The sequence below is a fragment of the Polynucleobacter sp. IMCC 29146 genome (assembly GCF_021395195.1).
Classification (GTDB): Bacteria; Pseudomonadota; Gammaproteobacteria; order Burkholderiales; family Burkholderiaceae; genus Polynucleobacter.
In genome coordinates this window covers 205889-231937 of sequence record NZ_JAJVCR010000005.1, presented here as the reverse complement: position 1 = coordinate 231937, position 26049 = coordinate 205889, and the positions used below count along the sequence as shown (strand labels likewise).

27 protein-coding genes are annotated in these 26049 nt (G+C 44.7%); 10 read left to right on the top strand and 17 right to left on the bottom strand.

Translation table 11 applies throughout. The features are described 5' to 3' along the window. Window positions 1-27: 27 nt before the first annotated feature. Complete coding sequence (gene groES / locus LZT22_RS08320) at window positions 28-318, bottom strand: co-chaperone GroES (RefSeq protein ID WP_233924637.1); 291 nt, start codon at window positions 316-318, stop codon at window positions 28-30. 303 nt (window positions 319-621) lie between these two features. Here groES and LZT22_RS08315 point away from each other — a divergent pair, with 303 nt between their 5' ends. From LZT22_RS08315 to LZT22_RS08305, 3 genes are read left to right on the top strand one after another with little or no spacing between them, the layout of a single operon-like run. Next, window positions 622-1446: a diguanylate phosphodiesterase gene (locus tag LZT22_RS08315; protein ID WP_233924636.1), complete on the top strand. Its 825-nt coding sequence runs from the start codon at window positions 622-624 to the stop codon at window positions 1444-1446. Between the two features lie 20 nt (window positions 1447-1466). After that, window positions 1467-2090: a response regulator transcription factor gene (locus tag LZT22_RS08310; protein ID WP_233924635.1), complete on the top strand. Its 624-nt coding sequence runs from the start codon at window positions 1467-1469 to the stop codon at window positions 2088-2090. Then, window positions 2090-4219, top strand: a complete 2130-nt coding sequence (locus tag LZT22_RS08305; RefSeq protein ID WP_233924634.1) for a response regulator — start codon at window positions 2090-2092, stop codon at window positions 4217-4219. The genes LZT22_RS08310 and LZT22_RS08305 overlap by 1 nt, the downstream gene beginning before the upstream one ends. A gap of 55 nt (window positions 4220-4274) precedes the next feature. Here the strand turns inward: LZT22_RS08305 and LZT22_RS08300 are convergent, their stop codons facing one another. Then, window positions 4275-4553: an HU family DNA-binding protein gene (locus LZT22_RS08300; protein WP_233924633.1), complete on the bottom strand. Its 279-nt coding sequence runs from the start codon at window positions 4551-4553 to the stop codon at window positions 4275-4277. 238 nt (window positions 4554-4791) lie between these two features. On the opposite strand from LZT22_RS08300, the gene dacB reads away from it, so the two are divergent. Continuing rightward, window positions 4792-6348 carry a D-alanyl-D-alanine carboxypeptidase/D-alanyl-D-alanine-endopeptidase gene (gene dacB / locus LZT22_RS08295; protein ID WP_233924632.1) on the top strand — a complete coding sequence of 519 codons (1557 nt, stop codon included), beginning with the start codon at window positions 4792-4794 and terminating at the stop codon, window positions 6346-6348. Here the strand turns inward: dacB and LZT22_RS08290 are convergent. From LZT22_RS08290 to LZT22_RS08260, 7 genes are read right to left on the bottom strand one after another with little or no spacing between them, the layout of a single operon-like run. Beyond that, window positions 6294-7403 (bottom strand): L-threonylcarbamoyladenylate synthase, encoded by a 1110-nt coding sequence (locus LZT22_RS08290; RefSeq protein ID WP_233924631.1) that lies wholly within the window; start codon window positions 7401-7403, stop codon window positions 6294-6296. The genes dacB and LZT22_RS08290 overlap by 55 nt on opposite strands. Next, complete coding sequence (locus LZT22_RS08285) at window positions 7400-8590, bottom strand: 5-(carboxyamino)imidazole ribonucleotide synthase (protein ID WP_233924630.1); 1191 nt, start codon at window positions 8588-8590, stop codon at window positions 7400-7402. The genes LZT22_RS08290 and LZT22_RS08285 overlap by 4 nt, the downstream gene beginning before the upstream one ends. Before the next feature lie 28 nt (window positions 8591-8618). Next, complete coding sequence (gene purE / locus LZT22_RS08280) at window positions 8619-9119, bottom strand: 5-(carboxyamino)imidazole ribonucleotide mutase (protein WP_233924629.1); 501 nt, start codon at window positions 9117-9119, stop codon at window positions 8619-8621. Between the two features lie 46 nt (window positions 9120-9165). Further along, a complete protein-coding gene (locus LZT22_RS08275; protein WP_233924628.1) occupies window positions 9166-10074 on the bottom strand; it encodes a phosphoribosylaminoimidazolesuccinocarboxamide synthase in 909 nt (302 codons plus the stop codon). A 1-nt stretch (window position 10075) separates the two neighbouring features. Continuing rightward, the gene (fba, locus tag LZT22_RS08270; protein ID WP_233924627.1) at window positions 10076-11140 is read right to left on the bottom strand and encodes a class II fructose-bisphosphate aldolase; all 1065 of its coding nucleotides are present in this window, start codon (window positions 11138-11140) and stop codon (window positions 10076-10078) included. A gap of 44 nt (window positions 11141-11184) precedes the next feature. Further along, the gene (gene pyk, locus LZT22_RS08265) at window positions 11185-12621 is read right to left on the bottom strand and encodes a pyruvate kinase (protein WP_233924626.1); all 1437 of its coding nucleotides are present in this window, start codon (window positions 12619-12621) and stop codon (window positions 11185-11187) included. 14 nt (window positions 12622-12635) lie between these two features. Beyond that, window positions 12636-13859: a phosphoglycerate kinase gene (locus tag LZT22_RS08260; RefSeq protein ID WP_233924625.1), complete on the bottom strand. Its 1224-nt coding sequence runs from the start codon at window positions 13857-13859 to the stop codon at window positions 12636-12638. A gap of 186 nt (window positions 13860-14045) precedes the next feature. Between LZT22_RS08260 and LZT22_RS08255 the strand changes: the two genes are divergently transcribed. Genes LZT22_RS08255 through LZT22_RS08240 form a run of 4 tightly spaced genes read left to right on the top strand, consistent with a single transcriptional unit; the run spans window position 14046 to window position 16682 of the window. Then, complete coding sequence (locus tag LZT22_RS08255; protein ID WP_233924624.1) at window positions 14046-14969, top strand: branched-chain amino acid transaminase; 924 nt, start codon at window positions 14046-14048, stop codon at window positions 14967-14969. 5 nt (window positions 14970-14974) lie between these two features. Further along, on the top strand, window positions 14975-15184 hold the full coding sequence (locus LZT22_RS08250; protein WP_233924672.1) for a zinc-finger domain-containing protein: 210 nt from the start codon (window positions 14975-14977) through the stop codon (window positions 15182-15184). Next, complete coding sequence (waaF, locus tag LZT22_RS08245) at window positions 15135-16238, top strand: lipopolysaccharide heptosyltransferase II (RefSeq protein ID WP_370635205.1); 1104 nt, start codon at window positions 15135-15137, stop codon at window positions 16236-16238. The genes LZT22_RS08250 and waaF overlap by 50 nt, the downstream gene beginning before the upstream one ends. A gap of 9 nt (window positions 16239-16247) precedes the next feature. Further along, window positions 16248-16682 carry a nuclear transport factor 2 family protein gene (locus tag LZT22_RS08240; protein ID WP_233924623.1) on the top strand — a complete coding sequence of 145 codons (435 nt, stop codon included), beginning with the start codon at window positions 16248-16250 and terminating at the stop codon, window positions 16680-16682. A 22-nt stretch (window positions 16683-16704) separates the two neighbouring features. On the opposite strand, the gene LZT22_RS08235 is transcribed toward LZT22_RS08240, so the two are convergent. Next, window positions 16705-18423, bottom strand: coding sequence for a M48 family metalloprotease (locus LZT22_RS08235; RefSeq protein ID WP_233924622.1), 1719 nt, complete (start codon window positions 18421-18423; stop codon window positions 16705-16707). A 23-nt stretch (window positions 18424-18446) separates the two neighbouring features. Between LZT22_RS08235 and moaC the strand changes: the two genes are divergently transcribed. Beyond that, a complete protein-coding gene (moaC, locus tag LZT22_RS08230; RefSeq protein WP_233924621.1) occupies window positions 18447-18923 on the top strand; it encodes a cyclic pyranopterin monophosphate synthase MoaC in 477 nt (158 codons plus the stop codon). A gap of 21 nt (window positions 18924-18944) precedes the next feature. Next, window positions 18945-20117 carry a hypothetical protein gene (locus LZT22_RS08225; protein WP_233924620.1) on the top strand — a complete coding sequence of 391 codons (1173 nt, stop codon included), beginning with the start codon at window positions 18945-18947 and terminating at the stop codon, window positions 20115-20117. A gap of 54 nt (window positions 20118-20171) precedes the next feature. Here the strand turns inward: LZT22_RS08225 and LZT22_RS08220 are convergent, their stop codons facing one another. The 7 genes from LZT22_RS08220 to LZT22_RS08185 form a co-directional block, all read right to left on the bottom strand. Beyond that, the gene (locus tag LZT22_RS08220) at window positions 20172-20654 is read right to left on the bottom strand and encodes a pilin (RefSeq protein WP_304610427.1); all 483 of its coding nucleotides are present in this window, start codon (window positions 20652-20654) and stop codon (window positions 20172-20174) included. 124 nt (window positions 20655-20778) lie between these two features. Continuing rightward, on the bottom strand, window positions 20779-21486 hold the full coding sequence (locus LZT22_RS08210; protein WP_370634772.1) for a TerC family protein: 708 nt from the start codon (window positions 21484-21486) through the stop codon (window positions 20779-20781). 81 nt (window positions 21487-21567) lie between these two features. Further along, window positions 21568-22461: a succinate--CoA ligase subunit alpha gene (gene sucD, locus LZT22_RS08205; RefSeq protein WP_233924616.1), complete on the bottom strand. Its 894-nt coding sequence runs from the start codon at window positions 22459-22461 to the stop codon at window positions 21568-21570. 74 nt (window positions 22462-22535) lie between these two features. After that, complete coding sequence (sucC, locus tag LZT22_RS08200; protein WP_233924614.1) at window positions 22536-23702, bottom strand: ADP-forming succinate--CoA ligase subunit beta; 1167 nt, start codon at window positions 23700-23702, stop codon at window positions 22536-22538. A gap of 90 nt (window positions 23703-23792) precedes the next feature. After that, on the bottom strand, window positions 23793-24299 hold the full coding sequence (recX, locus tag LZT22_RS08195) for a recombination regulator RecX (protein ID WP_233924612.1): 507 nt from the start codon (window positions 24297-24299) through the stop codon (window positions 23793-23795). After that, window positions 24292-25386 carry a recombinase RecA gene (gene recA / locus LZT22_RS08190; RefSeq protein WP_233924610.1) on the bottom strand — a complete coding sequence of 365 codons (1095 nt, stop codon included), beginning with the start codon at window positions 25384-25386 and terminating at the stop codon, window positions 24292-24294. The genes recX and recA overlap by 8 nt, the downstream gene beginning before the upstream one ends. Window positions 25387-25494: 108 nt before the next feature. Further along, complete coding sequence (locus tag LZT22_RS08185; protein ID WP_233924608.1) at window positions 25495-26037, bottom strand: DUF2878 domain-containing protein; 543 nt, start codon at window positions 26035-26037, stop codon at window positions 25495-25497. Between the last annotated feature and the right edge of the window lie 12 nt (window positions 26038-26049).

Below are 26049 nucleotides of genomic sequence, written 5' to 3'. Positions count from 1 at the left end.
GATTAAATTCCTTTCGTAAAAGCTCGATTACTTTTGGACAACTGCCATGATGTCTTCTTCGCGCATCACGAGAAGCTCATCGCCGTCAACTTTGACGGTTTGACCGGCGTATTTACCGAACAAAACTCGGTCGCCAACTTTGACATCGGGTGGGTTTAACTTGCCGCTATCGTCGCGCTTACCGGCTCCAACAGCCAAAATTTCTCCTTGGTCTGGTTTTTCAGCGGCTGCATCTGGAATCACAATTCCTGAAGCAGTTTTGGTTTCTTGATCTAAACGCTTGATGATCACTCGATCATGTAAAGGACGCAGATTCATTCCTTCTCCTAAGTTAGTAAGTGTTAACTAAATAAAAACCCTATATACATCATGGAGTTATAATTGCTCTACAACTAAATATAAGCAGTAAAACCTGAATTCCACCAGATTAATGGCGAAACGACTGCTTTAGCACTCGTTTATAGAGAGTGCTGATTATATAGCTCCTTTTCTGGTTTTTTCAAGGGGGTGCTGTTTAAAAAGACTGTTTGTAGGTGAATTCCTACATAAAAATCAGTCTTACCTGCTTATCAACCCCTGCTGACCTGAATAGACTGGACAGTTACCGATTGGAGAACGCTGATGATCCCAAAATCCCGGCTGTATACGCTTGTTAAAAGCTGGAAGAATAAGCCCTTCCAAGCGGTTAACGATGCTAGTGGCTCTACCGTAGGAAGTGAGATCAACAACTCGGTAGGTTTTGAGGCTGAAGCGCTCTGGTCGAAAAGACAATCCATTAGCTATGAGCCCATTTTTAATCAATCTGGAAGCAAGCTTAGCGGAGCGCTTTTTCAGCCCTTGCTGCAGGCTAATGATTCCCAGGTGCTGCGACTCTTCATGGATGGACTCGATGCTATTCAATATTGGCAGAGCTTTAGTAAACCGGTGCCCACTATTCTGCCTATTGCTGCTAAAACACTCTGTCAACCCAGTCAGGTCGATGCGATTAGCGATTTGGTTTTAAATTCCCGTTTACCGGTTGGTCTGGTCGCGCTTGGAATCATGAATCTACCCCCAGCCCAGTTTTGGCATGACTACCAAAGTGGCTTAGCCCGTCTGCGCAGAATTGGCTTAATGCTGCACTTACTCCATTTTTCAGGTTCACCGCAAGAAATAAAACATCTCGATGAGATGCGCTTTGATGGTGTGCACCTATCTGCTCAGCAACTGCGATCCAATCTGCTTAAGCATCAATCTATCGTCGATCTTGCTAGCGTGTGCAAAAAAAACTATGGCGCGATCTATATCGGCGGAATTTCTCTCGTAAGCGATCTCACTGCAGCCCAAAAGCTTGCAGCTAACTTCTGCTACGGCGGCTTAATGATGCCGCCTGTAAGCCGTCATCAATTATTACAAATCAACGATAGTCGCCTGGCAAAAGCCATCTTTTCAGTAAAGCCCCAATAAAACCGTAACGGAGACAAGCTATGAGAAAAAGTGTGATGTTAGTCGATGACCATCCAGCAATGTTGATGGCATTAAAAAGTATTGTGCATGAAAAATTGTTATTTGAGGTTGCTGCACAAGCCCAAAATGGGGAAGAGTGCATGCAAATGATTAAGCAAACAAATCCCAATATTATTATTTTAGATTTAGATATGCCGAAGACCGATGGCTTTGATGTCATTCGGCGAATTGGCTTAATGTATCCCGAAATTCGCATTCTCGTTCTATCTAGCCTCGATGAAAGCGTATACGGTGGCCGCGTACGCTCATTAGGTGCACATGGCTTTGTTAATAAAACTGCGAACGCCGATATTATTATTTCAGCCTGTATAGCGGTTTCTCAAAACTATACGTTTTTCTCCCATGGCAGAAATGGCAATAGTGCATTAACTGATGGCGAGAAACTCAAACTGATTTCAGATCGTGAATTACAAATCATGAAGTATTTAGGTCGGGGTAGTAGCAATCAACATATTTCAGATGTATTACATATCAGCAGTAAAACCGTTGCAACCTATAAGGCACGGTTATATGACAAGCTTGGTATTAATAACATTGCCGATCTTATTTTGTTTTGTCGTAACAACAATATTATTGAAGGTTAATGAAAATTCAAGTATTAATGGGGCGTCAAGGGTTAGTCTGCTTAAGTGCTAACTACGCTTGGCTTATATCACTAGCCTTTCTTTTGCTGAGTAGCGTCACTAGTGCGCTAGCCCACGACCCCTTTAATACTGAGGAATTACAATGGCTTAAATTAAAACCGATTGTGCACTTTAGTATTCATGAGAAAAATGCTATGCATTTGCACCCAGGTGACAGCAAAGAACCTGCAGGCGCCTATCATCAACTTCTTACCCAATTACAGCAACATACCCAGCAGCAGTACTTAGCTGTTTGGCGCAAGGGCGATGATGATGGTCTGAAAGACATCTCCCAAGGCAAGGTCGACTTTATTATTGATCCACCTTATGCCTGGTTACTGCATCATTCTGCTAGCCCTTTTGATAGTATCTTGGCAAAAACAATCCACGGCCCTTTAGTCTCACATTCGGCTGCACCAGCATTTACTGATCAGGCCTTATTAATCGTTGGCTTTACCTTCGTTTTAATTAGTCTCACTCTAGTGTATTGGATTTGGAACCTCAAAAAACAACATCGAGGTCAAGCGGGCATCGTGCAAAATTTAGTAGATCAAAAAAAAATGGCAGAGCATGCGAATGCAGCTAAATCGGCTTTTCTTGCGACCCTAAGCCATGAAATTAGAACCCCAATGAATGCCATATTAGGGGTGCAAGAATTACTCTTAAAAAGTGCGCGCTTTCCTGCGAGCGAAAAGTCTTTATTAAAAAATGCGCATCGCTCAGCTGAAGGCTTACTCGGTATGCTTAATCAAGTGCTTGACTTATCTAAGATTGAGGCAGGCAAACTAATCCTAAACCCTCTGCCGCATTGTCTTAAAAATGTGATAACCGAAATTGATGCGACTTTTTCTACCTTGGCTAGTAAACGCGGCTTGCAATTAATCAGTCGTTTAGATCCGACAATTGCTGAAGTGTTGCTAGTTGATGCTATGCGCTTGAGGCAAGTTTTACATAATTTACTTAGCAATGCAATTAAGTTTACTGAAGTAGGAAGTATTTATTTTGCGGTTAATGTGCTCGCCGACGATCATGCGGGGCAATTAATCGAATTCAGAGTAATTGATACCGGCATTGGCATGACTGATGCAGAAATTAAACGTGCGCTGCAGCCATTTGAGCAAGTTTTACAAGCCACTAATACGACTAATATTAATGTCGACTACGGCAGTGGTTTGGGCTTAGCTATTTCGAAGCAATTAATTGCCTCAATGGGTGGCCACTTACATTTTGAAAGTTACCCCAAAATGGGTAGTGCAATTTATTTTTCCAGTGTTTTTCCGCGCACTACTCAAGCTGCGCAAAATTACCACTATCCTATTATTGAGCGACCGAATGCACCTTGTTTTACTAATTCAATGGGCCAAACGATTCGTGCCTTATTAGTTGAAGATCACCCTGCTAGTCGCGAAATTCTTTCTTTGCAATTGCAAGCACTTGGCATTCAGGTTACGGTTTGCACGAATGGTAAAAATGCCCTTACACATTTTCAAAACACACACTTTGATTTAGTTTTTACTGATCATTCCATGCCCGGTATGAAAGGGGAAGAGTTGGCGCAATTATTACGCCAACAAGGCTATCAAGATCTTATTATCATTGGTGTTACCGCTGATATTTATGCTCTTGAGGCCCGTCAGCGTTTTTTATCAGCTGGCATGAACGCTGTGCTCATTAAACCCATTAGTATTATTACCCTAGAAAATAAATTAGCCGATTATTTCGAATCGGGTAACAATTTAATTGCGCAGAATTTAAATCCCACCAAACCTTTTTTTGCGCTTGGGCTTCAGCATGGCCATCACTCACCAACTGAATTATTAATTTTGGCTGAAGTACTAAAAGTTCATCAAGAATGTCTACGAATGTTGGATGAAAAAACTCTAGACACTAATGAATTAACTCATTATTTACACAAAATTAAAGGTGGTGCTTTATTGATTAATGAGTCTCAATTTGTTGCAGCCTGCACTCAGCTAGAGCGTGATCTGCAATTAGGTGCGCCAGATATCAACCAAAAACTACAACTTCTTCTGCAGCAGGAAAACATTCTTATCGAGTCCATTGGTCTTGCCCAGGCCGAAAGTCAATAAGTAAAAAAGCGGCCCTAAAAGGCCGCTTTTGATATCCACCATTGCCTTAAAGTAATCAGCGTTTATTTACAGCATCCTTAAAGGCTTTACCAGCTGCAAATTTTACTGTTTTAGAAGCGGCAATCTTAATTGCCTCGCCGGTTTTTGGATTCCGACCCATTCGTGCAGCACGTGAGCCCGCTGAAAAACCACCAAACCCAACTAACTGCACAGCATCACCTTTCATAATGGCCATTTTAATGGTCTCTAGGGTAATATTTAATACCTCATCTGCTTTTGCCTTGCTCAGATCAGCGCCTGCTGCGATTGCATCAATTAAATCTGATTTAGTCATGCTATCTCCTCGAATATAAGTACAAATTCACAATTTGCAGGCTTATCAGCCTAATCTCTTTACATTGAATTCTTTATGTCAGTGCTACTGAGGTTTATCCTATCAAATAATTTACCCGAATACAGGAAATTAGCGCATTTTTTTTATTTTGCCCCTGCTTGTGCCAATAAACCACGCCCTCTTCGTCCGTCCAAATCCACTGTTATGGCGCAGAGGTGTTTTAACTCTATTTTTGCTAGTGTTTCTACTTACTATCATTATTTTGCTCTGCAACAATTCCTGGGCTGCCGAGGAAACTGCCGATCCCTCAATTTCTAAGCAAAAGTCAATTCAATTTATTCCCAAAGTAGTCTTAGTTGCTTTAGAAAAAAATCAATTGCCTTTAAGTGCTATCAGTATTGCAGTATCTGAAATACCTAAAAACCAGCAACTCAAGACCCCTGCACCACTTCCAATGCATGAGTTAGTTAATTGGCGTAGTGAGATTGCCATGAATCCGGCATCCACGATGAAAATCTTGACAACCCTGACAGCGCTTGATGTTCTAGGACCCAATTATCGCTGGCGAACGCTAGTTTATAGCGATGGCTTTATACGCAATAATATTTTGAAAGGGAATATTTATTTGCAGGGCACGGGAGACCCCAAACTCACTCCAGAATCTCTCGCAAAACTAATTAAGAATTTGCGGGATTTAGGAATCCAGAAAATAGATGGTAATTTAATTTTTGACCGAAGTGCTTATGACCCGGCATTACTCGACAGTAATTTAATTGATGGTGAAGCGCTACGTTCCTATAACGTTCAGCCTGACCCATTACTCTATGCCTTTCGTACCCTCTCGTTTCAATTGAGTGCGAATAAGGGAGCGCAAACTACAGAGATAAGCTATACCCCTGAATTGGCCCGCCTCAAGATTATTAACCAGTTAAATCTTCAAGCAGGGGCCTGCGAGGATTGGCGTAAAGAACTGAATTTGGATATTAGTCCCGATTCACTGCCAGCAAAAACTGGGGCTCTACCCGCGGACTGGCAAGCAACTTTTTCAGGCTCATTTCCTCATGCCTGTCAGAATGTGCTCTATAACGTCGTTGCTTTTGATCCCAATACTTTTCTTACTCTTGGCTTTACTGCAGCTTGGCAGTTAGCTGGGGGTGAATGGCTTAAGCCACCTCAGGGTAAAAGCGGTTTAGTACCTAGTGCGTTTAACCCAATTGTGCAATATGAGGGTACTAAGCTCGTTGATGCGATATTTGATATCAATAAATATTCAAATAATGTCATGGCTCGACAACTTTTCCTAACGCTTGCTTTAGATCAAATGGGTAAACCAGCCACAGTAATGAAGTCTGAAAAAGTGATTCAAGGGTGGCTACAGCGACAAGGAATGCAATTTCCTGAGCTCGTATTAGAAAATGGTTCCGGCTTATCGCGCATAGAAGCGATCTCTGCAAAGCATATGAATGATTTATTAATTGCCGCGCGATCTTTACCAAACGGTGAATTATTTTTCAAAAGTTTGCCTATGGCAGGCAATGATGGCACGATGAGAAATCGTCTTTTGAATACCATACGGGGCTGGCTGCATTTAAAGTTGCGCCCAGAAATTCGCGTTAAAACCGGAAGCTTAGTTGATGTAAAAGCGATTGCAGGCTATGTGCTGAGTAAATCGGGGAAGCTGTATGCAGTCAGTTCTTTTATTAATCACCCGAATGCGTATCGCGGACAAGAAGCTCATGATCAATTACTAACTTGGTTAGCCGAGGATGGTCCAGACCCAAAAGCAGCACGCTGAAGTCGATCACGAACGCCGTCCCAAACCTCACCGGCTGGCGGTTCCGGCAATAAAATAATATCGTAGTGCTGCAGGTCCAAATCACGCAAGGTTCGATATAGGCTATTGGCAAAACCCACATGATCGCTTGGGAGGGTAAATGTTTCTAGTTGAATACCGCTTAGAGCGATATTGGGTGGCACAGTTGGTAAGCCTGTAATCGACCCCCAAATACCTAGTGCTATGCGTAGTTTACGAACGTGATTTTGTTTCGCTATTTGCGTATCGAATTCATGGAGAATAGTTTGCCAATTGTCACTTTGATAAAGCTGCAAAGGTGTATTCGGTGCGTAATGCGCCTTCAAACTACCTGATACACGCGGAACCTCAGTTTCCTGCTGTGAAGAATTAAAGGTGTCTATCTGTAAACCTGTTTTGGCATAAATATTTGATGGCGTAATCATGCCTGGCCTTAATAGGCGTATACCATCGGTAGCGCTTAAATCAACAATGGTAGATTCAATACCGAACTCACAATCGCCGCCATCCAAGACCAAGATGTCACTGTCATTACCAAACTCTGCATGCACATCGGCTGCGCGGGTTGGTGAAACTTTACCAAAGCGATTAGCAGAAGGAGCCACTAAAGCCCGACCAAATTCCATTAATAATGCTTGTGCTAATGGATGATTAGGCGAGCGAATAGCAACGGTAGATTGCCCACCAGTAATGACATCTAAAACACACTTATCCTTTTTTAACACCAAAGTTAAGGGGCCCGGCCAAAAAGCAAGAATCAGTTGCATCGCCGCTGGCGGCAAATCGCGCACCCAAGGGCTTACTGTTTTAAGCCACGCATCAGCAAGCACATCTGTGGTGGTTTTTGGATCGGCTAGCAATGTCATTGGCGCAGCAAGATGAACAATTAAGGGATGATCATTTGGGCGACCCTTGGCAGCGTATATTTTTTGAATTGCCAGATTATTGCTTGCATCTGCGCCCAAACCATAAACTGTTTCGGTTGGAAAGGCCACCAACTCGCCATTGTTTAAGCGCCGAACTGCCTCTACAATCAAGGCTCGATACCTAAATCGCCAGCAACAGCTGCAGCAATTTGGCGTGCCTCTACCGGACTAGCGCCAAGACAGTTAATGTGACCCATTTTTCGTCCAGACAACGGTACCGACTTGCCATATAAATGTAATTTCGCGCTATCGTGACTTAAGGCGCTCGCCCAGTCAGGCTCTTGGGGTAACTCGTCAATAGTGCCTGTCTTAAACCATAAGTCGCCTAATAAATTTAACATCGATACTGGGGTTAATAGACGGGTATCGCCTAAGGGTAGGCGTGCCATCGCCCTAACCTGTTGTTGAAATTGACTAGTGACACTCGCGTCCATCGTGTAGTGCCCAGAATTATGTGGCCGCGGAGCAATTTCGTTAGCAAAAATTTCTCCGCTCTTGAGTACAAAAAATTCAATGCATAAAATGCCCACATAATTCAGATGCCTGATTAAAGTCTTTGCTGCCTGTAGTACACACTTTTCTTGATCAGAATTTAGTGAGGGTGCTGGCACTGTACTGGTGTGCAAAATGCCATTGCGATGGATATTTTGCGCAATGGGATAGACCACCACCGCGTCATCGTAGCCGCGGACGACCAAAGCCGATACTTCAAAGGCTAAATCCATGCGCTTTTCAAGTACGCAGGGTACTTGAGCAAAATTATGCCAAGCTTGCTTCAGTTCAGCTAGGGAATCAACAGTAATCTGCCCTTTACCGTCATAACCCAGCCGCGCTATTTTTAAAATTCCAGGTAATAGGGTTTCATCTAGCGCATCGATTGCGGCTTGATTTTCAATCACGCAATAGGGAACCGGGCCAATATGCACTGCTGATTTCCATTTGCTTAAGAAGATTTTCTCTGCAATTCGATTTTGTGCAATCGAAACACTATCACTGCGAGGTGCGACATACACTCCTAAAGCCTCTAACTCATCTAATGTTTGGGCTGGTACATTTTCAAATTCGGTACTGACTGCCTGACAGATAGCAGCCATTTCTTTTAAGGCGGCACTATCAGTAAAGTTTGCTTCCAAGTGTTTTTCGGCAATAGCGCCAGCGGGGCTTAATGGGTCTGGATCAAGAATGCAGACTTTATAACCCATGGCTTGCGCTGCCTGAGTAAACATTCGGCCCAATTGACCGCCACCCAACATACCCAAATACGCGCCGGGTAATATCGGCGTTAAATACTCAAGCATATTGCGTCACCATCTTGCTTCACCATATTTAAGTGCTCCGCGGTAATGTCATTGCGCTTGCTTTTGCAGTTTGTTGAGCACGAAACTCGGTTAATTGTTGACTTAATTCAGGATGATCTAAAGCCAGAGTGGCAATTACATATAAAGCTGCGTTCGCCGCTCCTGCCTCTCCAATAGCAAAAGTGGCAACTGGAATACCTTTAGGCATTTGCACAATAGAATATAGTGAATCTTCGCCACGTAAATATTTACTCGGTACAGGAACGCCACAAATAGGTACCTGTGTTTTGGCTGCCAACATACCCGGCAAATGTGCGGCGCCGCCTGCGCCAGCAATAATGGCCCGTAAACCACGGGCTTGCGCTTGTTCTGCATAACTAAACAGCGCATCTGGCATACGGTGTGCGGAAAGCACTTGGCATTCAAAGGGTACAGCAAATAGCTCCAAAATTTGTGCCGCAGCCTCCATGGTGCTCCAATCAGAATCAGAGCCCATCACAATACCAATTAGTGGTTTTTTAGTGCTCATTTTCTTTCCTCTCGCCCAATACCCTCATCCATTTAGTAACATTAATTTAGTTTTTCTTAGTTACGCTGACTAAGCGCGCTAACACTTCTCGATATTTTTCTGCGGTTTGATTAATCACTTCATCGGGTAAATCGGGAGCGGGCGCTTGCTTAGACCAAGGCTTACCATCAATTGAAATTGCTTCGAGCCAATCGCGAATAAATTGTTTATCGTAAGAGGGCGGATTAATACCAAGCTGATAAGTTTCCGCGGGCCAAAATCGTGATGAATCTGCAGTTAAAATTTCATCCATTAAAACCAGTTGATTATTTGCATCTAGGCCAAATTCGAATTTCGTATCAGCAATGATGATGCCCCGCTCCGCTGCAAAAGCGGCAGCCTCTTGATACAGTTGAATACTTACCGCACGAATTTGCTCAGCTAAAGGTGCGCCAATGCGCTTAACCATTTCAGCAAAAGTTATATTTTCGTCATGGTGACCAGCAGCTGCTTTTGCAGCAGGAGTAAAAATGGGTGCCGGCAATTTCTGGGCATTCTGTAAGCCTGCCGGTAAAGCAATGCCGCACACACTACCGCTCGCCTGATATTCTTTCCAGCCACTACCTGCTAAATAGCCTCGCACTACGGCTTCGACCAAAATAGGTTGTAGGCGCTTTGCAACTACCGCCCGCCCCTGTACCTGGTCTACCTCATTTGGGCTAACGACGGATTCCGGATTGATGCCCGTTAAATGATTTGGAATCAGATGCGCAAGCTTTTGAAACCAAAAATTGGCCATTTTATTGAGCACAATTCCCTTTTCAGGAATCGGTTTACCCATGATGACGTCAAAAGCCGATAAGCGATCAGTCGTAATCATCAGTAATTTATCGTCGCCAATTGCGTATACATCTCGAACCTTTCCTTTGGACAGCAAAGGTAAAGATTGAATCGAACTAGTATAGAGAGCAGCCATGTTATTTAACGATCTGCGCCAACTCACCAGCTCGATAGCGCGCGGCCATTTTTTCCAAGGAGATGGGTTTAATTTTACTGGCCTGCCCTGCGGAACCAAACTCGGTATAGCGTGCAATACAAATCAGTTTTGCAGCTTCACGGGCAGGCTTTAAATAATCCCGTGGATCAAACTTACCCGGGTTTTCAAATAAATAACGGCGAATGGCAGCTGTCATCGCCAAACGAATATCAGTATCAATATTGATTTTGCGTACACCATTTTTAATACCAATTTGAATTTCTTCAACTGGCACGCCATAAGTTTCTTTCATCTCACCACCAAATTCACGAATGATCGCTAATAACTCTTGCGGCACGCTAGATGAGCCATGCATCACTAAATGGGTATTCGGAATGCGCGCATGAATTTCGCGGATACGCTCGATCGCCAAAATATCACCAGTAGGTTTCTTAGTGAACTTATAAGCGCCATGACTAGTACCAATTGCAATAGCTAAGGCATCGCATTGGGTCGCTTTAACAAAGTCAGCCGCTTGCTCAACATCAGTAAGCAACTGTTCGCGGGTCATCGTGCCATCGGCGCCATGACCATCTTCTTTATCGCCTTTCATGGTCTCTAAAGAACCTAAAACACCCAATTCAGCCTCTACGGTAACCCCAATCGCATGTGAAAGCTTAACTACTTCTTGAGAGACAGCAATGTTGTACTCATAACTAGCCACTGACTTACCGTCAGCTTCGAGTGAGCCATCCATCATCACACTAGTGAAGCCACTTTCAATGGCAGCAATACAGACTGCTGGGCTTTGCCCATGATCTTGATGCATCACAATAGGAATATGGGGATAGGATTCAACTGCAGCTGAAATTAAATGCCGTAAAAATGCCTCGCCTGCGTATTTTCTGGCGCCCGCTGAAGCCTGCATGATGACTGGTGAGCCAACCTCGTCAGCCGCGCTCATAATGGCCTGTACTTGCTCCAAATTATTGACGTTAAATGCAGGCAAGCCGTAGTTGTTTTCAGCAGCATGATCTAATAATTGACGCATTGATACCAAGGGCATAGCAATCCTCTAAAGAAAAAATAAAAACAGTGAATGCAGTTTACTCACTTCACCTTAACAATTTTTAATGTATTACTACCGCCGGGTTCACCCATCGGCTCACCAATGGTTAATACGATAGTATCGCCAGACTTGACCGCCCCACTCTTTTTTAATCGTTCTTCAACTTGGCGCAATGCAGTTTCACGGTCTTTGCTGACTTCAATGCTAATTGGAGTGACATTACGATAGGTGCTTAAAGCTCTTTGGGTTGATACCTTAGAGGTCAGTGCAAAGATGGGTACATGAATATTATGACGACTCATCCAAATCGGGGTTGATCCTGACTCAGTTAACGCCGCTATCGCAGCTGCATTTAAATGATGGGCTGTAAATAAAGCCCCTAAGGCGATAGATTGATCAATGCGGGTAAAGGTTTGATCCAAAAAGTCGGTATCTAATCGTACCGATTCTGATTTTTCAGCCTCGATACAAATTTCGGCCATTTGCTCAATGGTTTTTACTGGATAAAGGCCTGTGGCAGACTCGGCTGAAAGCATGACGGCGTCTGTGCCATCGAGAACGGCATTTGCAACATCGCTCACTTCTGCGCGAGTGGGTACGGGGGCACTAATCATCGACTCCATCATTTGGGTTGCGGTAATCGTAAATTTATCCGCTTCGCGAGCTAAACGAATCATTCGTTTTTGTAGTGCTGGTACTGCTGGGTTGCCAACTTCAATCGCCAAATCACCGCGGGCTACCATAATGCCATCGCTCTCATGAATAATGCTAGCCAAGGCCTCGGGCACAATTGCTTCTGCCCGCTCCACCTTAGCAATTAACTTCACTTTGCCAACGCCATGCTTGACGCTAGCTGCATCTGCCAACTTACGGGCAATTGCCATATCGGCGCCATCTTTAGGAAAGCTAATAGCGATGAAATCGACGCCCATCGCAATCGCTGCATCTAAATCTTGAATATCTTTTTCGGTTAGGGCCGGCGCTGTTAAGCCACCACCAGCGCGATTAATTCCCTTGTTATTCGACAGCGGACCACCGAGCTCAACTAGAGTATGAATCTCCTTACCCTGCACGCTAACTACACGTAAAACTATCAGGCCATCATTTAACAATAGTCGATCACCAGCTTTAACATCTTGAGGTAAATTTTTATAATCAAGACCCACTCGCTCCTCATTACCTAATTCGCAAGCGACATCTAAAATAAATGGTGCACCCTCTTGTAGTTGCACTTTGCCATTCGCAAACTTACCAACGCGAATTTTAGGGCCCTGTAAATCAGCCATAATGCCAACTTCACGGCCTATTTCCGCTGAAATCGTACGCACTAAATTATGCCGCGCCAAATGATCGGCAACGGTACCGTGAGAAAAATTAAGCCGCACGACGTCGAGGCCCGCTCGAATCATCTCGCGTAATACCTCGGGCTTTTCTGAAGCAGGGCCGAGGGTGGCAATAATTTTTGTAGCTCTTAACATGCTGTCCTTTAGGGTTATTCTTTATTATTTTCTTTGGCTCGTTCAATCAATACTGCAAAAGCTGGTAGCGTTTTCCCCTCAAGAAATTCGAGGAATGCGCCACCACCCGTAGAAATATAGTCGACTTGTTTTTCAATGCCATATTTCGCAATGGCCGCTAGAGTATCGCCGCCGCCAGCAATTGAAAACGCAGGTGAATGGGCAATTGCCGCAGCTAACATTTTGGTACCACCACCAAATTGGTCAATTTCAAATACCCCTAAGGGGCCATTCCAGACAATCGTGCCAGCATTAGCTAACATAATCGATAATTTTGCTGCTGCTTTTGGACCAATATCAAGGATCATATCGTCGGGTGCAATCTCGCTAACTGCTACTCGATTGGCTCTGGCTAAAGGTGAAAGCTCATTTGCGACCACCACATCTTCGGGAAGCGGTACATGCGCACCGCGCTTTTCCATTAACTCCATGATGTCGCGTGCTTCTTGCACTAAATCGGGCTCAGCTAACGATTTGCCAATTGGCAAGCCTTTGGCCAACATAAATGTATTAGCAATTCCGCCACCGACAATTAATTCATCAACTTTGCTCGCTAACGATTTTAAGATGGTTAACTTGGAAGAAACCTTGGATCCAGCCACAATTGCCACCAGCGGGCGCTTTGGATTGGCCAGCGCACGGCTAAGGGCATCTAATTCTGCCGCCATTAAAGGGCCGGCGCAGGCAATGGGGGCAAATTGGGCAACCCCATAAGTGGTGGCTTCGGCACGGTGTGCAGTGCCAAATGCATCATTAACGTAGACATCGCATAATGCGGCAATCTTCTTGGCTAAGACTTCGCTATTTTTCTTTTCGCCTACATTGAGACGGCAATTTTCTAAGAGTACTAATTCACCTGGTTTCACTTCAAAGCCACCATCAACCCAGCCACTAATTAGCGCAACCTTGCGATTTAATAATTCCGCAATACGGCGAGCCACTGGCGCCAAACTATCTTCTGGCCTAAATTGCCCTTCAGTAGGCCGACCTAAATGCGATGTAACCATTACCGCCGCACCCGCATCGAGGCACATTTGTATTGCGGGCATCGAGGCCCTAATGCGGGTCTCTTCGGTGATCTTTCCGGTTTCATCTTGGGGTACATTCAAATCAGCCCTAATTAGTACTCGCTTGCCCTGCAGTTGACCCGTGGTTACGAGGTCGCTAAGGCGCTTAACATTAAAAAGGGTGGCAGGCATAGAAGGCAGCTGAAATTAAGGGAAATGGCCTCCATTTTAATGAAAACTCACCTCTCCCACCACCTTCTTTACTGGCGCGCTCAATAAAGAGCTTACCTGCTCTACAATAAGTGCTTTAAATGCCTAGCCAGCTTGGCTCATAGGCTTCAAAGGGCTTTTTCTTAAACTGCTACAAAGGGTAAAAACATGTCGATGTCTGACCGCGATGGCTTTATTTGGTTTGATGGGAAGATGGTTCCCTGGCGTGATGCCAATATTCATGTACTCACCCATTCCCTGCATTACGGTATGGGGGTATTTGAGGGTATTCGGGCTTATAAAACTCCTGATGGCCCAGCGATTTTTCGCCTTAAAGAACACGTTAAGCGCCTCTTTAATGGCACGAAAATTTTCCAAATGCCAATTCCCTATAACGAAGCGCAAATTACCCAAGCCATTATCGATGTCGTTAAAGATAATAAATTAGCGGCTTGCTATATTCGGCCAATTGTTTTTATTGGCTCAGAAAAATTAGGGGTTTCGCCCACCGGCAATACCATTCATACCTCCATTGCCGCTTGGGAATGGGGGGCATACCTTGGGGAAGACGGCTTAAATAAAGGAATTCGCGTAAAGACATCCTCCTTCACGCGCCACTTTGTGAACTCTTCATTAGTTCGCGCAAAAGCATCAGGCTACTACATTAACTCTATTTTGGCGCACCAAGAAGTCGCTGCCAACGGCTATGATGAAGCGCTACTACTAGATACCGAAGGATATGTTTCGGAAGGTTCGGGTGAAAATTTCTTTATGGTGCGTAACGGTATTGTGTATACCCCTGATCTTGCTTCGTGCCTAGATGGCATCACCCGCGACTCAATTATTGATATTGCTCATGACCTAGGGCTTAAAGTCAAAGAAAAGCGTCTCACGCGCGATGAAGTTTACACCGCCGATGAAGCGTTTTTCACGGGCACTGCAGCTGAAGTAACACCGATTCGTGAGCTTGATGATCGGATGATTGGCGATGGCCTAAAAGGACCTATTACCAAGCAAATTCAAGATGTATTTTTCTCTACGGTCTATGGGAAAAATGAGCGTTATAAGTCATGGCTAACCCTAGTGAAGTAATGACAATGCAAGTGACTACCGAATCCTCAGCAAACTTAAAGCCCATCATGATTGATGGTAAAGATTTGCCTTTACACTGCCCGCCTGGCGCAAGCCCTAGCTGGAATTTACATCCGCGCGTTTTTCTCGATATCGTCGATACGGGTCAAGCAAAGTGTCCTTATTGTGGAACAGAATATCGCCTCATTCCCGGAACCGCGCCCCACGGCCATTAACTCGGTTACTCGTATCCTCATCATCGCCCCAAATTGGATTGGTGATGCGGTGATGAGTCAGCCGTTCATTGCGGCCATTAAGCAGGCACTTCCTACTTGCCATATTGATGTGCTCGTAACGCCTTGGGTGGCGCCTATTTATCGCGCTTGCGCCGAAGTGAATCAGGTAATTGAGGTGCCACTTCAGCACGGCAAATTACAGTGGCGTACGCGTTTGCAACTAGCACAACAATTCCGTTTGGCTCATTACACGTCCTGTTTTATCTTGCCGAATAGTTTAAAAGCTGCCCTCATCCCTTGGTTGGCAAAAATACCTGTTCGAATTGGCTATCGTGGAGAAATGCGCTGGGGATTAATCACCCATGCTTTAGCTAATCCACCGCAAACCGCGCGCGGGCCGATGGTGGAACACTACGCCAAATTATTGCATTTGCTCCCCAAGTTAGCCTTACCTATAGGCGAGTTGGTCTCCAGTAAGCCAGCGCGTTTATTTATTCCTGATCAGGATCAAACTGAAATTCAGCAACGCTTAGCCAAAGAAAAAATTGACGTTGCGGCGCTCTATGTTTTGGCACCCGGCGCAGAATTTGGCCCAGCAAAACGCTGGCCAAGTTCACACTTTGCGGCCCTTGCCGCGATGATTTTGCAACACAATATGCGCGCCCACATCATCATTTTAGGCAGTGCTAGCGATCATGAAATAGGGCAATCTATTCAGGAACAAGCAAAAAATTCGGGGATTAACACCGCCCGTTTACATAATTGGTGTGGCACCACTAGCCTTAATCAGGCACTTGCTACCATTGCAAATTGTCAAGCAATGGTGAGCAATGATTCAGGCCTAATGCATATTGCGGCAGCTTTAGAAATTCAGCAAGTGGCTATTTTTGGTTCAAGCGACCCACGCCATACTCCCCCCCAATCGATTAAAGCTAGCGTCATTTGGTTACACTTACCTTGCAGTCCTTGCTACCAGCGCACCTGTCCGCTTGGCACCTTAGCCTGTTTACAAGAAATTACTCCAGCGCAGGTTTTTACTGCCTTGAATCTTTAGGAAATCGAGATGCCCAGCCTTGCTCGCCTGTTTCAAAATGCCGATGAATTAGTAGATGCCTGGCGAAATACCTTGGCCCACCGAAATGTACAAGGTGCACTTGATCTTTGGTTAGACGATGACAACATTACTTGTGTTCTGCCTGAAGGGCAACGTTTAAGTGGCCACGCTGAAATTCGCAAGGGTTTAGAGCGGCTCTTAGCGACCCGAGCTCTATTTCTTGAGCCCATTTACAGCATGTCCCATGCGACATTAGGTACTGCCATTTATGACACCACTGAAGCGGTTCATTTTCAGCCCGATCAAATTGAAGCCGAATTTTTCTTAAATATTACTTTGGTTATTTTGCAAGATAGCCAAGGATGGCGCATTGCTCATTTACATGCAAGCCGCTCAACTGAAGAAAATTTTCCTCTACCTACTAAACATCACGGCCTACACTAAGTCCCTACACTAATTCATGGGCTTAACTCGGTTGGCGCCCTGGTCTGCCTTCATCTTGCTGTTGCTCGCGAAACATCCGCTGATAATCACGAATGCGAGCATCAATTGTAGAGGCTTGATAAAAATCACTACCCCCAATTGAGCGAGCGATTTTTAATTGATCTATTGCGTATGGTAAAGCACCTTCTAAAGCAAATTTTTCTGCCAAAGCGTAATGATGTAACGCCAGTTTATTATCTTGCCGATAGGCGGTGGCTAACAAAGACCACCATAAAGGCTCTGAAGCTTGTAATTTAGTGCGATTTTTCAGCCAAGAAATCGCTTCAGCATTGCGCCCGAGTTTTAATTCAGCATTAATCATTGCTACAGGCGCCGCATACGACTGTGGAAAGGCTTTCACACTGGCTTGAGCAATCTGCAAAGACTCCGCTAATTTTCCTTTGGCCATGGCCAGCTCAGCAGTTGTAACATCTAAAGAAATGCTTTGGCGCTGAATAGGCGAGCCTGGGGCAATGACGGCCTGGGTCAGGTTTCGGACCTTCTGTAAAAACCCTTCTGCTTGATCAATTTTGCCCTGCCGTTGAGCTACTAAAGCTAAGCCGTAATAGCCCTCTAGCTGTTTTTCTGCTTGAGATTGCTTACTCAAGCCATCAAAGATTAAGCGTAAATCGTATAAACCACTCGAACTACTTTGTTGTTCAACTCGGGCGCGCGCTTTAATTAAATAAAACTCAATTGATGGGGGTATATTGCGTGGGGGCACGACCCGAGCTCGATCTTGCATATCGGCAATACGATCAGTCGTTAAAGGATGGGTGCGCACATATTCTGGAATACCTTTATCCATAATGCCAGTGGCTTTTTGTAAGCGCTGGAAAAATAAAGGCATTGCATTCACGTCGTAACCGCTACCTTGCAAAATTTCAAAGCCAATACGATCTGCTTCGCGCTCGGCATCCCGCGAATACGATAATTGATTATTAATTGCTAAGGCTTGCCCGCCAGTCATTAAGCCTTGGGCTGCTGCCGGATTTTTTGCTGCCGCTAATGCACCCAACAAGGCGCCCGCTAAAGCAATCATAGTGTTGGTGGTTTGCTTGTCCATTTGTCGTGCTAAATGCCGCTGCAACACATGTCCAGTTTCATGTCCCATCACCGATGCAACCTCAGACTCACTTTCTGCTGCCACGATTAGGCCAGTGTGAAAACCAATAAACCCGCCTGGTAAAGCAAAAGCATTTATTGAGGGGTCTTTTACTAAGAAAATTTCATAGTTATAAGCTGCGCTACCTTGATTATTTGCTCCGCCCAATTGTAATTTTTTGGCAGTTTGCAATAGGCGTCGCTCCATTTCATTTAAAAAATCATAAATTGGTAAATCGTCTGAATAATCAGGGTCAGGACGAATTTCACGCATAATCCGTTCGCCCATCTTTCGCTCTTCTAATGGGCTCAATGCATTACCTCCAGGATCGCCCATGTCGGGCAATAACAAGGTGGGCCGCTCTGTAGTTTGCGATCGCGGCGGCAGATTACTCGAGCGCGCATCCGGCGATTGCACAGCTCTCCCTAAATTTTCTAAAATAGCTGAATTACCCTGCACCGACACATCGGCAGCCCGTGCTGTTGAAATCATCAAGGGCATGGGTAAAGCAAGTGCAGCAATTAAACTAAGCGCAATCCATTGCCGCAGACGGCGGTAGCAAATTTGACCCAATTTATCCAAAATTTCGATTTCCATCCCTCTATGGTAAAACTTATCCTATGAATAAACTCACACATTTTGATGATAGCGGTCAAGCCCATATGGTTAATGTGGGAGATAAGGACCATACCCAGCGCTTAGCAATTGCTACTGGCTCTATTTGCATGCTGGCCGAAACCTTTGCCATGGTTGAGGCAGGAAGCCATAAAAAAGGGGATGTTTTAGGAATCGCCCGCATTGCAGGAATTCAGGCGGCCAAAAAAACAGCTGATTTGATCCCCCTTTGTCACCCCCTTGCCCTAAGTCACGTTAGCGTCAATTTTGAAGCCGATGCTAAAAGCCATACCATTCACTGCCAAGTACGTGCCGAGACTACGGGCCCTACCGGCGTCGAAATGGAAGCCCTCACCGCAGTCCAAGTCGCCCTCCTCACCATCTACGATATGTGCAAAGCCGTAGACCGTGGCATGGTCATGAGTGATATCAAGCTCTTAGAAAAGAGTGGCGGTAAGAGCGGGGAGTGGAAGGCTAAGTAGGAAGCAATTAAGATAGGGGATATGACCGCATTTTTCCGTTCCCTATTTTTGTGCGCTGTTTTGCTTTTAACTGCTAGTTGTTCCAGCTTGCTTGCGCCTTTTTTTCCCGGCTACACAGCTACAGACAAAAAAAATACCCAAACACCCTTAAAGCCATTTACTTTTAACGATTGGGTCTATTTGGTAGATTCGGCTAATCTCGAATGGTTTTATGACCCCACCACCCTTAAGCAGAATGATGAGGGTGTAATTAGCTTAGAAGTACTCACTAAAGCTAAGGGTCAGCCTTGGCCCAAAATTGGTATTCCGGCAAATGCCAAGGAAGCTGCTCTAGATGCACCCCCAGTGGGCATTTCTCATCCAGCGAACCCACCGGAAGTTATTGAAGTAGTTGTAGAGCCAAAGCTTGATCCTAAGCTAGAACAGAAGTTATCTCCACCGGCAGATATGGGCTCTAGTCAGATGGCGGAAAAGACGGTTGATCTGAAGTTAGACCCAAAGCTTGTCAAAAAAGTAGTGCCTATCATTATTTTGCAGCCTGCTTTGATTGAAATTGACTGCGCTCTGAATATCTTTAAAGCTCAAATTTCCGAAGTCTATGCGCCTTCAATCCCCTTCGTACCTGTTGTTCCTGGAGAAAAACCAGCGCCACCGCCAAAAACTCCTGCCATCTCAAGCTTAAATGATCTGGGCGTCAGCCAAGGAGAATGGAAAGACATTAAAGGTAATACGGCGATGCATTGGGTTAAGGTAAGGCTGTGTGGGCGCACTGTTTTTGGCAACCCTGCGCGTTATTATTTCTTATACCAAGACCCGCCAATAATTAAGCCGCCATTACCAGAGGTTAAATTAACTCCTGCAAAAGCTCCTGTACCAATTAAACCTGATCCTTTACCGCCTCCGCCAGTGGTATTCGATATTCTGTATAAGCAACTTGTAGCTGATAAGAAAACAGGCAATAAAGAGATGCGCTTAATTTCATATAAGCTAGATACATTGTTAAGCGATGAAATTCTCTGGACTTATCGTGCTGATTGCCAAAATAAAAAATACCAACTAAATAAGTTGAATGAAGCAATTACGGGCCAATGGCTGCCCATTGGCAATGCGATTTCTTTCTCTGGGGTAGCCTTCAATCGAGCCTGTGGAAAACATGGTGATTACATGAATACCGTAAATGAGTTCACTAAGTAGTAAATACTAAGCTGACTCACTTACGGCATTTCAAGGTCTGCAGCTAGGCTTACCTTATTTGGTAGAGCGACATTCGGCCGGCAACAATTGTTGTGGCAGCGTTGACTCTTTAGATCGACAAGACCATCCGCCGGCCCAATTCATGCCTGCAGGCTTTGATAAATCAACCTCGCTTGGCATTGATGCATCGGGATCATTGGTTGGTATTAAAACTAAAGCATTTTTACCATCAACAGAAACAGATTGCTGAAAATCGATAGCAATTGCACCGCTTGGCAAAATTTCTATCAGCTTAACGCTGCGCGTTGGTACAAATGAGAAAGCGCCTTTAGTAGCTTCATCCATAGCAATAGTACCCCGGCTGGCAAAGACTTCAGTAACAGCCAGTTTTGCGCTTGACGATAAATTCATGCCTTCAACAATGCGACTTCGTGCAATATAGTCTTGGTATTGAGGTACAGCTACCGCCACCAAGATGCCAATGATGGCTACAACAACCATCACCTCAATTAAGGTAAAGCCATTACGTTTTTTCATGTTCAACTATCCTTTTCGAGTGGAAAATAGGATGATCAACTCATACGCTCAAGTACTCAAGCCGTTTAGGCATAAGAAAAAGCCGACTTTGTTTGTCGGCTTTTCAGATTAAGTGGTAAATCACTTATGCTTTATGGGCTCGTTTGCGTCTATTTTTTCTTTTAAGCCAAGTGCCCAGCAATACCACAAACACGACCCCTACCATTTCAAAAGTGGTATGTGCATCCTCCATTGCCACTTGAATCGTTTCTTTAATAGCAGGATCTTCAACAAACATACCGCCAGCTAACAAGCCCAATAAGCCTGCGCCTAGGGTGATTACTACAGGGAAACGTTCCATTACTTTTAATAGCATGGTGCTACCAAAAATAATCAATGGAATGGATAAACCCAAACCAATGATGAGTAGTAATAGCCGCGTTTCTTCAGGGCCTTTTTGAGCCGCTGCTGCAACCGCAATAACGTTATCTAAACTCATGACTAAGTCGGCGATCAAGATCGTACGGATTGCTCCCCAGATATTTGACTCGGCCTTCATTTCGGGATCTTCATCGCTATCAGCTAGTAATTGCACGCCGATATAGAGCAATAAAATTGCGCCAACGATTTTTAAGTAAGGTAAGCCCAGCAGTTGCACTGCGGTAATGGTTAAAACTACCCTGAGAATAATGGCGGCGGCACTACCCCAGAAAATTGCGGTCTTTTGTTGTTTTGGTTGCAAATTACGTGAGGCCAAAGCAATTACCACTGCGTTATCGCCTGATAACAAAATATTTGCCACAATAATTGAGCCCAACGCCAACCAAAACGATGCATCTGAAAATGCTGCCATTAATTCCATAAAATCTCCTCAGTTCCTATTTTTTTATCATCTTTTTATATGCTGCTTTGCTTGAGTCTACGCACTTGCTTTTTATAGCATTGCCTTTAATAAAACCGCCATTTCCGATGGGTTGCGTGTGACCTTGAAACCACATTCTTCCATAACTGCGAGTTTTGCGTCGGCCGTATCGGCACCGCCTGAAATCAATGCACCAGCGTGACCCATACGCTTACCTGCAGGGGCTGTAACCCCAGCAATAAAGCCCACTATGGGCTTTTTCATATTCTTTTGGCACCAGCGAGCTGCATCTGCTTCGTCTGGGCCACCAATTTCACCAATCATAATGACCGCATCGGTCTCGGGATCATCATTAAATAACTTCATGATGTCGATATGCTTTAAGCCATTGATGGGGTCACCGCCTATACCTACCGCAGTTGATTGACCTAAACCAATTGCGGTTAGTTGCCCTACTGCCTCATAGGTTAAGGTGCCCGAGCGACTGACCACACCAATGCGGCCTTTCCGATGAATATGGCCTGGCATGATGCCAATTTTGATTTCTTCAGGGGTAATAATTCCGGGGCAATTTGGGCCTAACAAGAGGGTTTTTTTGCCACCTTGGGCTTCCTTAGCGCGCATTTTATTGCGTACTTCCAACATGTCGCGCACTGGAATACCCTCAGTGATGCAAATTACAAAATCTAAATCCGCTTCGACCGCTTCCCAAATAGCAGCAGCGGCACCAGGTGGGGGTACATAAATAACCGATACGGTTGCACCCGTTTGTTGTGCAGCCTCTTTTACCGTGCCAAAAATGGGGATATTGAAAATCGATTCGCCCGCTTTTTTTGGATTGACTCCTGCCACGAAGCAATTTTTACCATTCGCGTATTCCTGACATTTTTCAGTATGAAATTGACCGGTCTTGCCCGTGATTCCTTGGGTAATCACTTTGGTATTTTTATTAATCAAAATTGACATAATCTAATTCCTAATTATTGAGATAACTAAATGAGTGGCTTTAACTAACGAGTTTGTATGGGTATGAAGTAGTACTAAGCAGCCTTTACTGCAGCCACTACTTTAGTTGCGGCTTCGGCCATCGAGTCGGCGCTAATGATGGGCAAGCCTGAGTCGGCCAAAATCTTTTTGCCTAAATCTTCGTTGGTGCCTTTCATTCGCACTACTAATGGCACTGAAAGGTTAACGGCTTTGCATGCTGTAACAACACCCTCAGCAATGACGTCGCATTTCATAATGCCACCAAAAATATTCACCAAGATGGCCTTCACACTTTTATTTTTTAGCATGATCTTAAATGCTTCAGTGACTTTTTCTGCATTAGCGCCGCCACCAACATCTAAAAAGTTCGCTGGTTCACCGCCAAATAATTTGATGGTATCCATAGTTGCCATGGCTAAGCCAGCACCATTAACTAAACAGCCAATATTGCCGTCAAGTGAGATATAAGCCAAATCAAATTTAGAGGCTTCAATTTCTGCGGGATCTTCTTCATCCTCATCACGATAAGCCACGATTTCGGGATGACGATATAAGGCATTGGCATCAAAATCAAACTTGGCATCGAGCGCTTTGATATTGCCGTTTCCTTCTAATATCAAAGGATTAATTTCCACCAATGAAGCATCGGTATCCCAATAGGTTTTATATAAATTCTTAAATACTTCACGCGCCTGAGATAACGAACTAGCAGGAATGCCAATACTATTGGCAATTTCGTCACATTGAGTATCGGTTAATCCTACCAAAGGATCGACAAAGACTTTAATAATTTTTTCTGGCGTTTTAGCGGCAACTTCTTCAATATCCATGCCACCTTCACTCGATGCCATGACCACATTTTTTTGCGTGGCTCGATCGGTCAAGATGCTGAAGTAGTACTCTTTTTTGATGTCGGCTCCATCTTCAATTAATAGTCGCCGTACTTTTTGGCCGCTGGGGCTGGTTTGATGGGTAATCAGTTGCATACCCAAAATTTCACTGGCAAAGGTTTTTACTTCCGCCATATTTTTTGCCAACTTAACCCCACCTCCTTTACCGCGTCCCCCAGCATGAATTTGTGCTTTTACGACCCATACTGGACCACCCAATTTTTCTGCAGCCTGTAAGGCCTCATCTACGCTAAATACAGGCATGCCATTGGGTACTGGAACATGAAATTGGCGCAAAATTGCTTTGCTTTGGTATTCGTGAATTTTCATAACTACTCCTGAAACGGGATTTGACTGGGCTTAACTGCGTAAGTCTAGCATTTTGCCGTGTCGAGGCAGCGTTTTATGCCCCGAGGGTAGTTACTGCTTATTGGGCTTACCGCTGATAATTCTAGCCACTAGATCAGCATTAAAGCCTTTGGAGACTAAAAATCGGTATTGCCGGGCACGTTCTTTGGGTTCAGTAGCGATAAGGTCAAACTTTCTCTCCCACAGCTCTTTAGCGCGGGTAAATTCGCTTAACTTCAATTGTTCAAGTAGTTCAGCGCTATGCTCGGAACTGACCCCTGCTCTATTTAATTCGCCTTGAATTTTTCGCATCCCATAGCGCTCGCTACGGCGGCGCACTAAAGCTTCGGCAAAACGGGTATCAGACAACCAACCACGTTGCTCAAAATCATCGAGAATGCTTTCGATCGTGAGCATGTTATCGCCTTCGACTAGGTCTATTTGAGAGGCGTATTCACTTAATTTACTACCTAGGTCTTTACGGCTGTACTCGCGCAAAGATAAAAGTCGCAAAGCCCGAGCTTTGAGACTCGGGCTTTGCGACTTACGGGCTTTTAGAACATCACCTGAATCAGGCATCAGCCGACTCGAGTTCCTCATCACTCAGCACACTGGCAACCACTTGTGTGCCCGACTTAACGCCTAATTTCTCCCGAATTTTGGCTTCAATTTCTTTAGCAATTTCTGGATTTTCTTTTAAGAATTCGCGTGCATTATCTTTGCCTTGGCCAATGCGCTCTGTGTTATAGCTATACCAAGAGCCTGATTTTTCGACGATATCGGCCTCAACGCCCATGTCGATAATTTCTCCCTCGCGCGAAATACCCGTGCCATACATGATATCGAAGATCGCTTCACGGAATGGGGGCGACACTTTGTTTTTTACCACCTTCACACGGGTTTCATTGCCAACTACTTCATCGCCCTTCTTGATACTGCCAATGCGACGAATATCTAAACGCATAGTGGCATAAAACTTTAAGGCATTACCGCCTGTAGTCGTTTCTGGGGAGCCAAACATCACGCCAATCTTCATCCGAATTTGATTGATGAAAATGACCATTGAATTGGTTCGTTTGATAGTGCCAGTTAATTTACGAAGCGCTTGGCTCATTAACCGTGCCTGTAATCCAGGTAATGAATCGCCCATATCACCTTCGATTTCAGCACGAGGCACTAATGCAGCTACGGAGTCGATCACAATTAAATCGATTGAACCTGAGCGTACTAATGCATCAGCAATTTCAAGTGCTTGCTCACCCGTATCTGGCTGAGAAATTAAGAGGTTATTTACATCTACTCCCAAGCGGGTTGCATACTGCACATCTAAGGCATGTTCAGCATCAATGAATGCGCACGTGCCACCAATTTTTTGCATCTCGGCGATGGCATGCAGTGTGAGTGTAGTTTTGCCCGATGCTTCAGGACCGTATATTTCTATTACCCGGCCACGCGCTAAGCCCCCAACGCCTAAGGCAACATCGAGCCCTAAAGAACCGCTTGATACAACTTGTATATCGCGATTGATTTCAGCATCGCCCAATCGCATGATCGAGCCTTTACCAAATTGTTTTTCAATTTGCGCTAAAGCTGCTGATAGCGCCTTTTGTTTATCTCCGCTCATGCCGTCAAACTCGGATGAGGCTGATTTTTTCTTGTCTTCCATGGCTATCCTTTTCGCTTTTAACTGGGCTTGGCCCGTGTCCTGTTTCTTTGTTACTAACAACTTAGGAGTTACTGTATATAAAAACAGTAGTCTTTGCAAGCACTCAATTTATTTAGGGCTATTTTTTTCTGTGAGGGGTGCTATTTTTGGCACTTGTTTAGCCCAAAATAGAAAAACAGGCATGCCAATTGCCCAAATAAGTCCAATTAAAACAATGGCTTGGGTTTGATTACCCCAAGTTGCTGCACCCATTTCAACGCCAGCTATGTAAGAAAGTGGGCCAAAGATACTTCCCAATAAGGCGGCTATTAGAGGTTTGCCCTGCAGCCAGGCCATCGACTGATTGAGGGTGGTGGCAAATAAAACCCATAGGGTCCACATCCAAATGGGCGAAAGAAATGGCCAGGGTACTGGGGATTTAAAGTGTAGAAGCCCTAAGTGCTGTAGCAGCGTATCGCCAACAAGTCCATACAGCCCAATTTTAAGGAATAAGCTGATTTCTGCCTTTTTAAAAGGTGCCTGCCAGACTGAAACGGCTACCAAGGCTAGGGAAAAAATTACGGCGCCCATGACATAGCCAAAGGCACCCCCAAAAATACAAGCAAACCAGCCTACCTGAAATAAAACAAAATTAGCAATTTTTTGTCGCACAGTGAACTGTTT

Excerpts from the sequence above, each read along its gene's own strand:
- groES (WP_233924637.1), bottom strand. The coding sequence starts at position 318 with ATGAATCTGCGTCCTTTACATGATCGAGTGATCATCAAGCGTTTAGAT.
- LZT22_RS08315 (WP_233924636.1), top strand. The coding sequence starts at position 622 with ATGATCCCAAAATCCCGGCTGTATACGCTTGTTAAAAGCTGGAAGAAT.
- LZT22_RS08310 (WP_233924635.1), top strand. The coding sequence starts at position 1,467 with ATGAGAAAAAGTGTGATGTTAGTCGATGACCATCCAGCAATGTTGATG.
- LZT22_RS08305 (WP_233924634.1), top strand. The coding sequence starts at position 2,090 with ATGAAAATTCAAGTATTAATGGGGCGTCAAGGGTTAGTCTGCTTAAGT.
- LZT22_RS08300 (WP_233924633.1), bottom strand. The coding sequence starts at position 4,553 with ATGACTAAATCAGATTTAATTGATGCAATCGCAGCAGGCGCTGATCTG.
- LZT22_RS08285 (WP_233924630.1), bottom strand. The coding sequence starts at position 8,590 with ATGCTTGAGTATTTAACGCCGATATTACCCGGCGCGTATTTGGGTATG.
- purE (WP_233924629.1), bottom strand. The coding sequence starts at position 9,119 with ATGAGCACTAAAAAACCACTAATTGGTATTGTGATGGGCTCTGATTCT.
- LZT22_RS08275 (WP_233924628.1), bottom strand. The coding sequence starts at position 10,074 with ATGGCTGCTCTCTATACTAGTTCGATTCAATCTTTACCTTTGCTGTCC.
- fba (WP_233924627.1), bottom strand. The coding sequence starts at position 11,140 with ATGCCCTTGGTATCAATGCGTCAATTATTAGATCATGCTGCTGAAAAC.
- pyk (WP_233924626.1), bottom strand. The coding sequence starts at position 12,621 with ATGTTAAGAGCTACAAAAATTATTGCCACCCTCGGCCCTGCTTCAGAA.
- LZT22_RS08260 (WP_233924625.1), bottom strand. The coding sequence starts at position 13,859 with ATGCCTGCCACCCTTTTTAATGTTAAGCGCCTTAGCGACCTCGTAACC.
- LZT22_RS08255 (WP_233924624.1), top strand. The coding sequence starts at position 14,046 with ATGTCGATGTCTGACCGCGATGGCTTTATTTGGTTTGATGGGAAGATG.
- LZT22_RS08250 (WP_233924672.1), top strand. The coding sequence starts at position 14,975 with ATGCAAGTGACTACCGAATCCTCAGCAAACTTAAAGCCCATCATGATT.
- LZT22_RS08240 (WP_233924623.1), top strand. The coding sequence starts at position 16,248 with ATGCCCAGCCTTGCTCGCCTGTTTCAAAATGCCGATGAATTAGTAGAT.
- LZT22_RS08235 (WP_233924622.1), bottom strand. The coding sequence starts at position 18,423 with ATGGAAATCGAAATTTTGGATAAATTGGGTCAAATTTGCTACCGCCGT.
- moaC (WP_233924621.1), top strand. The coding sequence starts at position 18,447 with ATGAATAAACTCACACATTTTGATGATAGCGGTCAAGCCCATATGGTT.
- LZT22_RS08225 (WP_233924620.1), top strand. The coding sequence starts at position 18,945 with ATGACCGCATTTTTCCGTTCCCTATTTTTGTGCGCTGTTTTGCTTTTA.
- LZT22_RS08220 (WP_304610427.1), bottom strand. The coding sequence starts at position 20,654 with ATGAAAAAACGTAATGGCTTTACCTTAATTGAGGTGATGGTTGTTGTA.
- LZT22_RS08210 (WP_370634772.1), bottom strand. The coding sequence starts at position 21,486 with ATGGCAGCATTTTCAGATGCATCGTTTTGGTTGGCGTTGGGCTCAATT.
- sucD (WP_233924616.1), bottom strand. The coding sequence starts at position 22,461 with ATGTCAATTTTGATTAATAAAAATACCAAAGTGATTACCCAAGGAATC.
- sucC (WP_233924614.1), bottom strand. The coding sequence starts at position 23,702 with ATGAAAATTCACGAATACCAAAGCAAAGCAATTTTGCGCCAATTTCAT.
- recX (WP_233924612.1), bottom strand. The coding sequence starts at position 24,299 with ATGCCTGATTCAGGTGATGTTCTAAAAGCCCGTAAGTCGCAAAGCCCG.
- recA (WP_233924610.1), bottom strand. The coding sequence starts at position 25,386 with ATGGAAGACAAGAAAAAATCAGCCTCATCCGAGTTTGACGGCATGAGC.